Raw genomic sequence first — 13,797 nt, forward strand, 5'->3', positions numbered from 1 at the left:
ATTTCATTATAACTCTTAAAAAAACAATACTTTACAAGGTTTTTAAGCACCATTTTTTACCACATTGTCTTTAATTTTCGGACTGAGTGAACTATTTGTTTTTATCTCTATAAATCAACCAATAAATTAGCGGAATAATAAACAAACTTACCAATGTTCCCATCATCATTGTACCTATCATTGCGACAGCAAGAGGCTTTTGCAATTCTGAACCCATATCAAACGAAAATAAAAGTGGTGTCATTGCCAAAATTGTGGTTAAAGAAGTCATCATAATGGAACGTAAACGCCTTTGTCCCGCGGTATGTATGGCTTCCATCAAAGGCACATTCACTTTACGAAGCTCGTTAATCATATCAATTTTTAAAATACTGTCATTGATGATAATTCCGCAAGAAACTACAATTCCAATGGCACTCATCAGGTTAAGCGTGTGTCCTGTACCCCACAGAAGTAACAAAGCAAAAGCAATATCAATAGGCAATTCAATAAGCACTATAAGAGGTTGAGTAAAACTCTCAAATTGAGCTGCTAATATAAAGTACATCAATAATATGGAGATAATGAGTACAACGACTAATTCACCAAGCATTTTTTGGCTTGAAAAGAACCCACCTGCAAATTGTACTTCCCACTGTGAATCGTTTTTAAGTTCGTTTTCAGTGGCTTGTATAAAGTTTTCTGCATTTTCCAAACTTGGATATACAAGCGGAATATACTCCCCGTTTTTACCCGAAACGATTGTTTTTAAATCTTGTCCTTTCGAAATACTGAGCAAAGATTGTAACGGGATTTTTATAAATTGTTCCTTTTCATCCCGTAAGTTGGTGCGAACCATTGTGTTTTGAAGTACCTGATTGATGGTTTGCAAGTTTCCTGAAAGGGTTATGGGTAAATATTGTTGGTATGAACGCAGGGTGGCTATTTCGTTGTTCTTAAAGGCTGTTTTAAGCTCACGATGTACCTCACTGTAATCCACTTTGTAACGTAACAGTTTTTCCTTATCTATGGTGATGACAAACTGCTCTTCAAAGGCAATATCTACTGAGGAGATGCCCGAACTCTGCTTGATGCGTGTTTGTACTTGCTTAATATCGGCGATGGAAGGGGTTTTTTGTCGATTTTTTGAGTATAACTGAGCTATTATGTCAGCTTCATTGGTATCGAAAATCTTTTCAAAAATATTTTTTGGAGGAGCAAATGTAAGCACTGATTGTGGATAATTTTTATGCATCCATTGGCTTAGATTTTCTTTAATTTTTTCTATTTCCTTTGGAGAATTTGCTTTGAAATATACCTCTGATTCCGTGATGGATAGGTTGTTTTCTTTCTCTAACAAATACTGTTTATTACCTATATATCCGGCACTTTCTACTGTCCACTCATCCACAGACTGAAATAGTTTGTCAGTTCGTTTTTTATTTTCGTCAATATGGATATTTTCATTCCATTCTACCTTAGCGATGAGTTCGATGTGGTCTAAATGAGGCATATTGGACTTCGGAACCACCCTAAACAACAAAAAACATAGCGGAATCATCAAAGTAATTGCTAAAAACAATGGTTTCTTGTGTGAAAATGTAAAATTGAAGCCTTTATCATAGCTTGAAAATAATATTTTATCAATTTTTTGTTGTGTTTTTCGAAAAATAGTAGTTTTGGAAAGCCATTTTTTGTGATAAAAGGTATGATACAAAATCGGAAGCAGAATAATTCCCGTAAAATACGAAACCAACAGCCCCACACTTACGGCAAAGGCTTGGTCTAAAAAGATGGCTCCCGAAATCCCACTTAAAAAAATCAGAGGTAAAAAAACGGCAATGGTGGTAAAAGTAGAACTCAAAATGGGCGTAATCACCTCATTAGTCCCTTTTACGCAAGCGTCAAACAAAGTTTCTCCTTTTTCCCGATGTTGGGTGATGATATCCGTAACGATAATGGCACTGTCAATCATCATTCCCAAAGCTAATATCATTCCTGATAAAGATATGATATTTAGCGATTTGCCAAACAAATAGAAAAAGACAAATGAAATAATCAAAGCCGAAAACATACTCAGCCCGATGATCATAGGCGATTTGGCATCTCCCAAAAAGAAGATGGCCACCAAAAACACCAAAACAAAGCCTAAAAACAAGTTTTGATTCAGATTACTGATGGTATAATCAAGTAATTCTGTTTGATTTCGATTGATGGAAAACTGAACATCGGGATATGATTTTTCAAGATTGTCAAGGGTTTGGTACAGGCTTTCTTTGAGATTTTGCATTGTCTCATCGGACTGTTTGATGATTGCCAACGTTACACTGCGTTTGCCATCTGTAACCGAAAGACCCGTTTCCCCTTTTTTGGATAATTCTACTTGGGCAAAATCCTTGAGTTGCAAAAGTCGGTCACCCTTTCTGAAATAAATGTTTTTAACATCTTCTATGGTGCGAAGCACCGATGAAAATTTGATATTATATTCGTAATAGCCATCACGAACCACCATACTACCAGGCTCTACGTTGTTGGCTTGTAGTGTATTTTCAATATCCGAGAGTTGAAGTCCAACCGTTTCCAAAAAATCCATATTTGGGATGATGCGGATATGCTGTTGCATATAGCCCGTAATATCAGCCATTGCCACCTCAGGAAGTTGTTCAATACGGCGTTTTACGATGTTTTGAGCAAATTCTGACAGTTCCAAAAAACGCTGTTCATCAGGTTCGGAATAGCTTTTATCGTCTTTAAGAGAAAGGTTTAGGTAAAACACAGGAATATCGGTAGCACTCGCTTTTACCACTTGCGGACGTTTGGTATCACGAGGCAAACGACTCATAGAACCGTCAATTTTTTCATTGACTTCAATAAAAGCCAAATCGGTATTCGTTCCATAATCAAATTTCAGACGAATAATGGCGTTTCCGTCACGGGTTTCGCTTGTAATATCACGCAATTTACCCACTTGTAGCAGTTGCTGACGAATGGGAGTAACGACTGTGTTTTCTAACTCACGTGCCGATACATTTTCGCCCGTAACCTGTACCGTAATTTCGGGAATGGGAATATCAGGCAACAAAGAAACAGGCAACGAACCAAAAGTAATGGCTCCTACGATGATAAGCCCTAAAAAGCTCATCAGTACTGCTATCGGACGCGTAAGTAAGAATTTTATCATGTTACTTTTTCTGACAGATTATTCCTATTTATTTTTTAAAATGGTAAAACGTAAGTATTTTACCCCCTTCTTCTAAATGCTTCATCAAATCACCAGAAAGTGTTGGTTTTTCTTTCAAAACATCGTAAACATCGATATCCATCCAGCCAACAACCCCATTATCAAAAGCAGCTGTTGGTAGAATGATGTCTGTTGAATACATTTTTTCAGGCAACCATTGAGTTATTTCACATTTATCTTCGTTCAAATCATATAGTAAAGTAGCTTTACTACCCTCATAAAAAATTTCACTTACCAAATATCTATTATGAATCAGCAATGGTGCACCTATCAGATAAGCAAAATCATTTTCTTTTCTAACTTCCACCAAGGTCTCATAGCTGTTTTTTAAGTCATTAGGTACTTTTTTAGTTCCAAAATCAAAGACATAAGTAGAAGCTATCGCGCCAGTTTTATTCAACACAAATACAGAGTCATTGACCGCTCTGTTAAATAAAATATGCTCTTGTGAAGGCTGAAAAACGGTAGGCGTTCCGTTGTCGTCAACGTATTCTTTTTGGAAATTTAGTATATTTTTCTGATCTGCAAAATCAGCGGATGTCTGCACAAGTAAAGGCTCTTTTCCATCCCCTTTCGCCAAAGCAAAAAGAAATTGTTGATTTGGCAATACCTTAAAATTTTTACCTACAAAAGGAGTTTTTTTACTTTCGATAAAAATTCCCTCCAAATCATAAGTCAACATTTTCTTTTGTCTTCTATCGTATAAATATATATACGAATCATCTACATCAAAATCTTGTAAACGAATATACTCATCCGATGCTTGTCCTTGATTGCCTATTTTTCTTATAAAATTCCCTGATTTTGAGAAACATAGAAGCGAGTTGGATTGGTGTAAATCCAAGATATAAATACAATCGTTTTTAATGATTACCTTCGATAATTCAGAAAACAAAAACTGTTCATCTTCTTGAATAGGAAGATACGTTATTTTATCAATAACTTCTTGTTTTTCAGAATCTTGAATTTTTAAAATACGTATTCCATTTGTTTGATCTTGCTCTTTGTCTTTACAAGAAAACAATCCGATTGCAAACAACAACATTGGTAAAATTCTTTTTGTCATGTTTCTGTAATTTATTGGTTTTTATCCAATTTTCAAAAATGAATATTTCTAAAATTAACCATTCCGTTTTCAGATGAATGGACTGTTAATTCTCCATCGTAAATCACTTGGGTAGAAATCACTTCTTCTCCTAATAGATTCTTGATATAGTCTAAATTCTTTATAAAATTCTTATTGAAAAGCTGTGCTGATTTTATTTCATAAGCCTTCATTTCATTGGCTTTTTCTTCTATCAAATCTACTTCTTTTTGGTTTTTATCCCGATAGAAATAATAGTTTGGTAAAACCCCTTTATTAAACTTATTTTTAAAAAACTCCAAAACTACCATATTTTCAAACAATACTCCCCGCAACGGATGCACCGCCAATTGTTGTGGTGTTTCTATTCCCAAAAGAAAACACGCCAATCCTGTATCGTAAAAATATATTTTAGGTGATTTTACCAATCTTTTCCCTATATTTTTGAAGAATGGAGGCAAACGGAAAACAATGTACGATGCTTCCAAAATGCTAAACCATTCTTTAAGTGTGGGTGATGAAATTCCTATTTCGTTCGATAAAGCATTTATGTTCAATTCTGTGCCTATGCGTCCAGCACATAACTTCATAAAAGTTTGAAAGTTAGATAAGTTTTTGACTTTCATCAACTGCCTCACATCTCGCTCTATGTAAGTGTTGTAATAATTTCGGCTAACGTCTTGGACAGGGATTTTCTTCGCCCAAACAGCTGGATACCCACCATTGATAATCAATGTGTTAGTGTCTGTTCTATATGGAATATCTCCTAATTCTTGTAGCGAAAGAGGCAACAGCGTAAAAACGGAAACTCTACCTGCCAAAGATTGTGTGATACCTTGCATCAATGAAAAATTGTTGCTCCCCGTGAGAACAAATTTTCGTGAATTATCCTCATCTACAACTACTTGAATATACGAAAGCAATTCAGGAACATTTTGAACCTCATCAATGATTAACCCTTTTGGAAATTGTTTCAAAAATGCTTTCGGATTGAGCATAATTTGTTCTCGTAAAGCAATATCTTCCATATTCACATAGTGATAGGAAGGAAAATTCACCTTACAAAGGGTTGTTTTTCCCGACTGCCTCGGCCCTGTAACTACCAAAACTGAGTAAAAATCACTCAATCTTATGAGCTCAGTTGATAATTCTCTCCTTATATGTATATTAATATTCGACATTTTTAAAGTGCAACTTTAATTTTGTCCAAAAATAATATATTCCACAAATGTATACAAGATTCTTGCATTTAATTTTCAGACATTTTTAAAGTTATACTTTAAAAATGTCAATGTCTCAACTTACTCTTTCACCACCACAGGCGATTCGTGAGCCAAATTAATATTTCCAGAAACGATAATCGGGTCGCCTTCTTTGAGGGTTTCGCCTGTTATGGTGTACTCGGTAGCATTTTCCAAACCTGTTTGAACGTAGTTCCAAAAGGCTTTTCCGTCTTTCAATGTGAAAAGAACTTTTCGGTTGGTACGCAGAACCACTGCCGATTTTGGAACTACCCACTGTTTTTCCAATGCTCGGAAAATACTTACGCGAACGCTCATCCCTTCTACCATTTTCGGATGATATGCCACAGAGGCTTTGAGTTGTACCATTCCATTTTGGTCAATCCATGGATTGATTTCGGTAATTTTCCCTTTCATCTTCACATCGGGCATCGAAAAGGGCATTACTTCCACCTCGTCTCCTTTTTGTATGAACCCTAATTCACTTTCCATAATGGGAAAACTGACTTCCATACTGTGCCGATTCACGATATTACAGAAGTCTTTTGACATATCAGGATATGTGTTGGGCTTACTATTCAGGTTGGCGATTGTTCCGCTGATGGGTGCGTACAAAGTAACACCTTGAAGTTCGTTTTTAGCCATTTTGTAGTGGCTTAATGCTTTGTTGTAACCGCTTTTTACTTTGAGAAGTTCCATTGTTTGCAGAGGGACATTTGCGGAATCTTTCAGCTTAAACCCTTGACCGATAAGCATATCTTGTAACTCCAAACGGGCACGACTCACATCGTCTTGGGCTTGTTGTAATTTGTTTTCAAAAGAAAATCCATCCAAAGCAGCGATTATCTGACCTTGGGTTACGTTATCACCATTCTTAACCAAAATACGAGCAATCTTTTCGTTAGCTTTGAATTTGAGACCTACCATTTGCGAGGCGTGTATTTTACCGTTGCTAACAAGTTCGTGCGTAAATGGCTTAGATTGTAATGGCATAACGGTTACTTCTGTAGGCGATTCGGGAAGCAACTGCTGTACGTTTTCTTCTTTTGCGTTCGTAGTATCTGTTTTACAAGATAATAAAAAAATTAAACCGATGGTAGATAGTATTATTTTCTTCATTTTTTTTGGATTTCTGAAAATAGATTGATATAACGATAAAAACATGTGTTCGTGACTTTTCATAATGTTAAAACTTTTTCATTCTAAAAAAAATCAATACAGGATTATCGTCACTTTTAACTTTTCTCAATTTATCAATTTCGGGTAGGTACAGACTGTCTGTTGCATTTAGAAAATGTTCGTTATTTTTTATAAAATCATCTTCCCCAAACCAAGTTAAAGTCATAAATGTATCCTCATCTTCATTTACAGCTCTTACTATTTTGCCTGTAAAAATGTAGTACAGCAAAGGCATATTTTTCCAATCTTTACCCAACATAAAGACTTGATTTTTTGTTTCTTTATCAATATATAGAAAATGCCTGGTCATATTTAGACCATATTCAACAAAAAGAGTACGACTATTTTCGTAATAGTTAACACCAAAAACCTTTCCTGAGTCAACCAAATCCTCTGTGAAAAATATATCGTCAGTAGGCTCTATATTTTTATCTCCAAAATCAAAATTATATTTAGGTTTCAATTTTGTTCCAATGATTTCGTACGTATAATGATAAATTGAAGGGGTTATGTAAGTTCTATCATCATACGTGTTAAAGTAGTGATGTTTTGAATAATTAGATTTTTCAGGAGCTCTGTTGTAAAATCTTTCTTGATGTGGAAAATATAGTTCTTCAAGTTTTGAAAAATCATTATTTACCAACAGCAAGTCACTCTTCTCAGATGTCAAAATATTAATATCATCATATACCGCATAGATGGAATCATTAACGCTATAAATGTTCAACCCATGAAATTTTGTCCTAACTGCATTGATAAACCGTCCATCTGCTGTATATTTAATCACTTTGTGCTTGCGTTCATCGTATGTACAAATGTTGTTTGTTCTTTTTTCTATTGCAAAATCAGTAATCTCTGTATATTCTTCTGGACCTTGACCAACGGCATGAATCTTGTTTATAAACTTCCCTGTATCTGCTTCAAATATTAATATCTTATCTCTATCACAATGTAGATAAACCTTATTGTTGGCTACAATTACTTTCTCAATTTTGTTTACCAAAGCATCTTTTCTTGTTTCTAAGGGAACAACCCTACAACTTTCAATGTAATCATTCAAATTAGTCGTTTGATTACTTTTTTTATTCACAGCATCTATTACAAACGTTTCTGCCCCTTCGTTATTCCAGACTACAACTGTTCCTTTTTTACTCTGTTGGCAAGAGAAAAAAACTAAACAAAAAAGTATAAAAATATTCTTTTTCATAATATAAAATCAAAACTGCCGTAAAAAAAGTTTTACGACAGTAATTATATGACTATTCGTTAAATACGCAATTTTTGTGAGTTTGATTATCCATAGAATCTAATTAATTTCTTTCAAAAAGAAACTATTCATTGGAGCAAATGTAAAAATTTTTCGAAACAAATCAAAACTTTATTTTGTTAAGTGGTAGCCACTTCAATAAAATAAAGAATATTTTTGTTTTTTTCCACAAAAAAACTAATTTTGTCGTTTGTTATTAAAAAAACTTTTGTGATACGATGAAAAAAATATTAACTTTCTTATTATCAGTTAGTTTTATTTTGGTAAATGCTCAAATTTTTGATCCTGTCAAATGGGATACCAAAGTAGAAAAAATTAATGACCAAGAATATGACTTGGTAACTACTGCTACAATCGACCAAGGATGGAAACTTTATTCACAAACAATTCCACCAAATGGTCCTGTTCCTACAACTTTTGAATACATCAACGATGGTACTTTTGAATTGGTTGGTAAAACAGTTGAAACGGGTTCGGTAGTGAAGCACGATGCTGTTTTTGATATGGAAATCGGCTTTTTCTATAAAAATGCAACTTTCAAACAGCGTATAAAAATCTTAAAACCTTTATCTTCCATTAAAGCTGGTGTGGAGTTTATGGTATGTGATGATGCTAACTGTTTGCCTCCTGATACGGTTGATTTGATGTTTATCTTTAGTGAAAACACAGGTTCAACCGAGGCTAACCAAACGCAATCTGTGGACAATTCCAACGCAGGCATTTTTTCTTTAGAAGGAGATGATAAAACTCCAAACGACAAAACAGTTAAGGAGGAAACACAAAAAGTGGAAGAAAATGACAATAAAAATGTTGCAAACAAGGGACTTTGGAGTATTTTCTTTATTTCGTTCCTTTCTGGGTTCGCTGCTTTGCTCACTCCGTGTGTATTTCCGATGATTCCAATGACTGTAAGTTATTTTACAAAGCAAAGTAAATCGAAAATCAAAGGTATCAGAAATGCTATTTTCTACGGACTATCAATTATCGTAATTTACGTTGTGTTGGGGTCAGTAGTAACTGCAATTTTCGGTGCAGATGCTTTGAACGCTTTGGCGAGTAATTTCTGGTTTAATATTATATTTTTCTTGATATTGATCTTCTTTGCAGCTTCTTTTTTAGGAGCGTTTGAATTAACCTTACCCAGTTCGTGGAGTACAAAAGTGGATGCGCAAGCCGACCGTAGTGGTTTGGTGGGTATCTTCTTTATGGCTTTGGCATTGGCTATTGTTTCATTCTCTTGTACAGGGCCTATCGTAGGTACATTATTGGTAGAAGCAGCTTCTAAGGGTGGTATAGCTCCTATTATTGGTATGCTTGGTTTCTCATTAGCCATTGCATTGCCATTTGCTATTTTCGCAGCTTTCCCAGGATGGTTGAATTCATTGCCAAAATCAGGCGGATGGTTGAATACTGTAAAAGTCGTTTTAGGATTTTTAGAATTGGCTTTAGCTTTCAAATTTTTGTCGAACGCAGATTTAGCTTATCAATATCATTGGCTTGAGAGAGAGGTGTTTATAGCGATTTGGATAGCTGTTTTTGGAACATTAGCCTTGTATTTATTCGGAAAAATCAGATTACCTCACGATTCTCCCGTAGACAAAATTTCGGTAGGACGTTTGAGTTTGGGTCTATTATCCTTAACTTTCACGATTTATATGATACCTGGACTTTGGGGAGCTCCACTGAACTTAATTAGTGCATTTCCTCCACCACAACACTATAGTGAGTCGCCCTATGGAGTAGGATATACTAAAACAGGAGGCATCGTATCAAGTCAAGAGGACAGGCTACCCGAAGGAGCTCATCTGTTGGAACCTCACAATATTTTAGCTTTTGACGATTATGAAACAGGAATAGCATATGCAAAAAAAGTGAATAAACCTATTTTGTTAGACTTCACAGGTTGGACATGCGTAAATTGTCGTAAAATGGAACAAAACGTATGGGCTAAACCGCATATACTTGACATATTGAAAAACGATGTGGTGTTAATCTCCCTTTACGTGGATGATAAACGACCACTTCCTGAAAATCAAATAGTTGAATCAAAGTTAAAACCAGGTAAGCAAATTAAATACATAGGTCAAAAATGGAGTGAGTTTCAAACAGTTCGTTATAAAGCTAATTCACAACCTTTTTACGTGCTGATGAACCACGATGAAAGTAACCTTATTGATCCGATTGGCTACACGCCTGATGTTGATGAGTTTCATCAATGGTTAACGAAAGGAGTGGGGGCTTTCAAATAGCCACTCGGAACAATGAAATTTGTATATAGATAAAGGGTTGTCCGAGAAGTTGAGTTTGGCATCATGACTTTGCCTGTTAGTTTTCCTTCGTATTTAAAATTCTGAGAAATCGTGTGTAGGAGTTCCTTTTTCGTGCGATGGAATCCCAAAATCATGTAAGAACCACTTTTCAGACAACCTCTTTTAGTATATGAGAATAAAAACATACATATTGCCCATTATCATAAGTGTCATTTTGGGAATAGGCATTTTTCTTGGGCGTGTTCTGTCCGATTTTTATATCCAAGAACCTCTTCCCACACCAACTCCTGTGGTAGATATTGACTCTATTGTTGAAAGTCCAAGTAAAAAAAAACTTGGGACACTGATTGATTACATAGAAAATGATTATGTAGATAAAATAAATCCTGACAGTATTGTTGAGTTGACTGTTAATGGGATTTTATCAAAATTGGATCCACATTCAAGTTATATCTCAAAGAGAAACATTCAAGAAATTTCAGAAAACATCAGTGGTAAATTTGTAGGTGTAGGCATTAGTTTTTATATGTATAAAGACACTATTGCGGTAATGAAACCTATCGAGGAGAGTGACGCTTTCAGTAAAAACATTCAATTAGGCGATCGTATCTTAAAAGCTGACAATGACACTCTTTTTGGTAAAAAATTAACTTCAGAGATGGTTCGCAATACGTTCAAGGGAGAAAAGGATTCAGAAGTACTTTTAACCATCTATCGTAAATCCAATGATAGTATTTTTACGCTCCCAATAGTTCGAAAACATATTCCTATTAAAAGTGTAGATTGCTTTTATAAAGTGAACGATACCTTGGGGTATATTCGTATGAATCGCTTTGCTGAAACTACTCATCAAGAGTTTAGGTCTGCTTTACAAACACTTATAGATAAAGGAATTAACAGCTTAATTTTAGATTTAAGAAATAATACCGGAGGACTACTGAATGTAGGAATCGATATTAGTGATGAATTTTTAAAAGAAGATAAGATGATTGTTTTCACTAAAAACAATCGTCAGGAAATTGATGAAACCTATGCAACTGGTGGAGGTATGTTTGAAGAACAGCCTGTTTTTGTATTGGTAAATGAGCAAACAGCCTCGGCAAGTGAGATTGTTTCAGGAGCTTTGCAGGATAACGATCGCGGTGTAATTATCGGACGACGCACTTTTGGTAAAGGGTTAGTACAGAGTGAAATGCCTCTACCTGACGGGTCTGCCATACGATTGACCACAGCTCGTTACTACACTCCAACAGGAAGGTCTATTCAAAAGCCTTACAGCAGAAAACAAATTCGTAATTTCCAACTAAATAGCTCTAAAATGCCTGATTCACTGAAGTTTACTACGCCTAAAGGTAAGGTAGTTTACGGAGGAGGAGGGATATATCCAGATGTGTATCTGCATTCTGACATCAAGCCTGAAACCTATTTGGTCAATGAATTACTTAATTCAGGATTGACAAATTTCTTTTTATTTGAGTATTTGGATACTTATCCGAAAGTTAACGTAAAACCCGAGAAGAGCAGCTTTATTAAGGATTACAAAATCTCCAAAGAAATGCTGAATGCATTCTCTAAATTTCTGTCTAAACGAAAAATATTTATTGACTTCAAAAAAAATAGAGATGATATATCCAAATATCTGAAAGCAAGTTTAGCTGAAATTTGGTATGATGATAATACAGCGGGAATGCTCCGTAATCAAGGTGATTTGTATATTGAAAAGAGCATGTATTATTACAAGGGTGAACCTGCCAAACGAAAAAAAATAACAAAAAAGAAAGTTGTTAAAAAAACTACTTCAAAAGAGGATTCAAAAAAGAAAAATTAAAAGCCAAAAAGGCGTGTTGTAAAACAACCGAAATCAATAAAGAAATTTTAACCCTTATTAAGTCCGAACAAAACGATTTATTGTATATTACTTCTGTTTTATACTAATGGCATTAAGAGAAATAAATGAGAAGGTAAAAGAAGAGCTAATTATATGAAGACCAAAAGGAGTTGGAAATAGACTTACACTTGCTCGTTTAGAAAAAGATTTATTATGGTAAATTGATAAAGATGAAAATTCGGAAAATGGTAGTAACTGATGAAGTTGATGTAATAACTAGACTTTATTAGGAACAATTTAGGCAATAGCTATTGCAGAGCTAACCCACTCAGAAGAAGCTGTCGCGGGCATTATAGAAGAATTGTTGTTGGATATTATGACTCTTTTAAAATCATACGGAGATGCGAAGAACGTATAGATTCCTCAAGAAAAAATAACTTTGAAATATAAAAAATACGATGACTGCTACATTTTTGTAGAGCCCAAAGATATTTGGATTATTAATAATACAAAAATATGATAGGATTAAAATTAACAACAGATAATAAAACTTTCTTTGCCTCTCTCAAAGAAGGTTCTATTGGATTGATTATCAGTAGAATGATACGAGATACACGAAATTGTGTCAGCGTAAATTTTGGTGGATATGATATGCAAACGGAAACTTATCCACTTTGGCTTCTTCAAAAATTATTTTTAGGGGCTAAATTTACTGTAAAGGTAGAAGAAATCACTGTAAATTCTCCAATAATACAACGAGCTCCAGAAATTGAAAGTCATTTTTTTGAGCATCCTAAGAACATTGGTGTTGAACTAACTTTAAAAGAAGAGAAACTATCGGCAGTAGTTGAAAAAGGAAGTATTCATTTAATTGTAACTGTGTTGAATAAAGAAGAAAAAACAGAAATTGATTTAGATTTTTTAGCAACTAATCACTCCAATAATGGAGATATAACAAAATATTGGTGTAAAAAAAACTTACAATTAGGAGATGAGTTTATGATTGAAATTAAAGAAATTGAAAAAATGACATTGCCTGTTCAGTCATAATTTCAAACACCCTTAATTGAGGCTAATTTTTGTATTATGAAACATGTTCTATCTTTTTTCTGTTCAGAAAAAGGCGAAAAATTAGAAATAGCCTCTAAAAAACTTTATCAATAAAAAAACCTAAGTAAAAACTTAGGTTCTCTTAACGCACTAACACTACTAAGATTATAGGCTTTATCGCAATCGATCTGCTGATTTTACCAGATCTTCGTCCCGTCGGATAGCTTTATTAGCTAAAAACAAAAAAACGATAGAAAGGACGGGTAAGAAAATCCCAACACCCTTCTCAGAAATTCCACTTTCTCCGGATGAACTTAGCACTCGATATACAAATATTCCTAGTAAAGTAAGACTTATAAGGATATTCAGTCTATTCAAAACAAACTGAAGTTGCCTTGTTTTATATTTAAATATGGTATATACAGCTAAAACAGCTGATATTCCAAAAAAGATACCACTCAAAACATCGTCTAAGTATGCATAAACAGACTGCTGATTTTGCACATATAACGAAAATATAAACGGCAGAATGCCTCCAATTATGAAGACAAATAGCATATAAATTGTTTGTACTCTTTGAATCATCTCAAAAATTTGAACGTGCAAATGTAAATCTTTTTATTCGTTTTACAAAGGTTTTTAGTGTGTTTTTTTCATT

General features: G+C 34.4%; 9 protein-coding genes. 3 read left to right on the forward strand and 6 right to left on the reverse strand.

The features are described from left to right. Positions 1–91 precede the first annotated feature (91 nt). The 5 genes from CGC49_RS10745 to CGC49_RS10765 form a co-directional block, all read right to left on the reverse strand. The gene (locus CGC49_RS10745; protein WP_095912603.1) at positions 92–3,160 is read right to left on the reverse strand and encodes an efflux RND transporter permease subunit; all 3,069 of its coding nucleotides are present in this window, start codon (positions 3,158–3,160) and stop codon (positions 92–94) included. Between the two features lie 28 nt (positions 3,161–3,188). After that, positions 3,189–4,286: a BF3164 family lipoprotein gene (locus tag CGC49_RS10750; protein WP_095912604.1), complete on the reverse strand. Its 1,098-nt coding sequence runs from the start codon at positions 4,284–4,286 to the stop codon at positions 3,189–3,191. A 32-nt stretch (positions 4,287–4,318) separates the two neighbouring features. Next, a complete protein-coding gene (locus CGC49_RS10755) occupies positions 4,319–5,485 on the reverse strand; it encodes an ATP-binding protein (RefSeq protein WP_095912605.1) in 1,167 nt (388 codons plus the stop codon). Positions 5,486–5,605: 120 nt separating this feature from the next. Then, complete coding sequence (locus tag CGC49_RS10760) at positions 5,606–6,664, reverse strand: efflux RND transporter periplasmic adaptor subunit (protein ID WP_095912761.1); 1,059 nt, start codon at positions 6,662–6,664, stop codon at positions 5,606–5,608. Positions 6,665–6,731: 67 nt separating this feature from the next. Next, a complete protein-coding gene (locus CGC49_RS10765) occupies positions 6,732–7,931 on the reverse strand; it encodes a 6-bladed beta-propeller (RefSeq protein ID WP_095912606.1) in 1,200 nt (399 codons plus the stop codon). Between the two features lie 278 nt (positions 7,932–8,209). On the opposite strand from CGC49_RS10765, the gene CGC49_RS10770 reads away from it, so the two are divergent. The 3 genes from CGC49_RS10770 (at position 8,210) to CGC49_RS10780 (ending at position 13,139) form a co-directional block, all read left to right on the forward strand. Continuing rightward, positions 8,210–10,240, forward strand: coding sequence for a cytochrome c biogenesis protein CcdA (locus CGC49_RS10770; protein ID WP_095894361.1), 2,031 nt, complete (start codon positions 8,210–8,212; stop codon positions 10,238–10,240). Positions 10,241–10,430: 190 nt separating this feature from the next. After that, a complete protein-coding gene (locus tag CGC49_RS10775; RefSeq protein WP_095912607.1) occupies positions 10,431–12,089 on the forward strand; it encodes a S41 family peptidase in 1,659 nt (552 codons plus the stop codon). A gap of 516 nt (positions 12,090–12,605) precedes the next feature. Then, positions 12,606–13,139 (forward strand): hypothetical protein, encoded by a 534-nt coding sequence (locus CGC49_RS10780; RefSeq protein WP_095894363.1) that lies wholly within the window; start codon positions 12,606–12,608, stop codon positions 13,137–13,139. Positions 13,140–13,313: 174 nt separating this feature from the next. Here the strand turns inward: CGC49_RS10780 and CGC49_RS10785 are convergent, their stop codons facing one another. Then, the gene (locus CGC49_RS10785) at positions 13,314–13,724 is read right to left on the reverse strand and encodes a DUF4293 domain-containing protein (RefSeq protein WP_095912608.1); all 411 of its coding nucleotides are present in this window, start codon (positions 13,722–13,724) and stop codon (positions 13,314–13,316) included. Between the last annotated feature and the right edge of the window lie 73 nt (positions 13,725–13,797).

The organism is Capnocytophaga sp. H4358, from assembly GCF_002302515.1.
Taxonomy (GTDB): Bacteria; Bacteroidota; Bacteroidia; order Flavobacteriales; family Flavobacteriaceae; genus Capnocytophaga; species Capnocytophaga canis.

Excerpts from the sequence above, each read along its gene's own strand:
- CGC49_RS10780 (WP_095894363.1), top strand. The coding sequence starts at position 12,606 with ATGATAGGATTAAAATTAACAACAGATAATAAAACTTTCTTTGCCTCT.
- CGC49_RS10770 (WP_095894361.1), top strand. The coding sequence starts at position 8,210 with ATGAAAAAAATATTAACTTTCTTATTATCAGTTAGTTTTATTTTGGTA.
- CGC49_RS10760 (WP_095912761.1), bottom strand. The coding sequence starts at position 6,664 with ATGAAGAAAATAATACTATCTACCATCGGTTTAATTTTTTTATTATCT.
- CGC49_RS10775 (WP_095912607.1), top strand. The coding sequence starts at position 10,431 with ATGAGAATAAAAACATACATATTGCCCATTATCATAAGTGTCATTTTG.
- CGC49_RS10755 (WP_095912605.1), bottom strand. The coding sequence starts at position 5,485 with ATGTCGAATATTAATATACATATAAGGAGAGAATTATCAACTGAGCTC.
- CGC49_RS10745 (WP_095912603.1), bottom strand. The coding sequence starts at position 3,160 with ATGATAAAATTCTTACTTACGCGTCCGATAGCAGTACTGATGAGCTTT.
- CGC49_RS10750 (WP_095912604.1), bottom strand. The coding sequence starts at position 4,286 with ATGACAAAAAGAATTTTACCAATGTTGTTGTTTGCAATCGGATTGTTT.
- CGC49_RS10785 (WP_095912608.1), bottom strand. The coding sequence starts at position 13,724 with ATGATTCAAAGAGTACAAACAATTTATATGCTATTTGTCTTCATAATT.
- CGC49_RS10765 (WP_095912606.1), bottom strand. The coding sequence starts at position 7,931 with ATGAAAAAGAATATTTTTATACTTTTTTGTTTAGTTTTTTTCTCTTGC.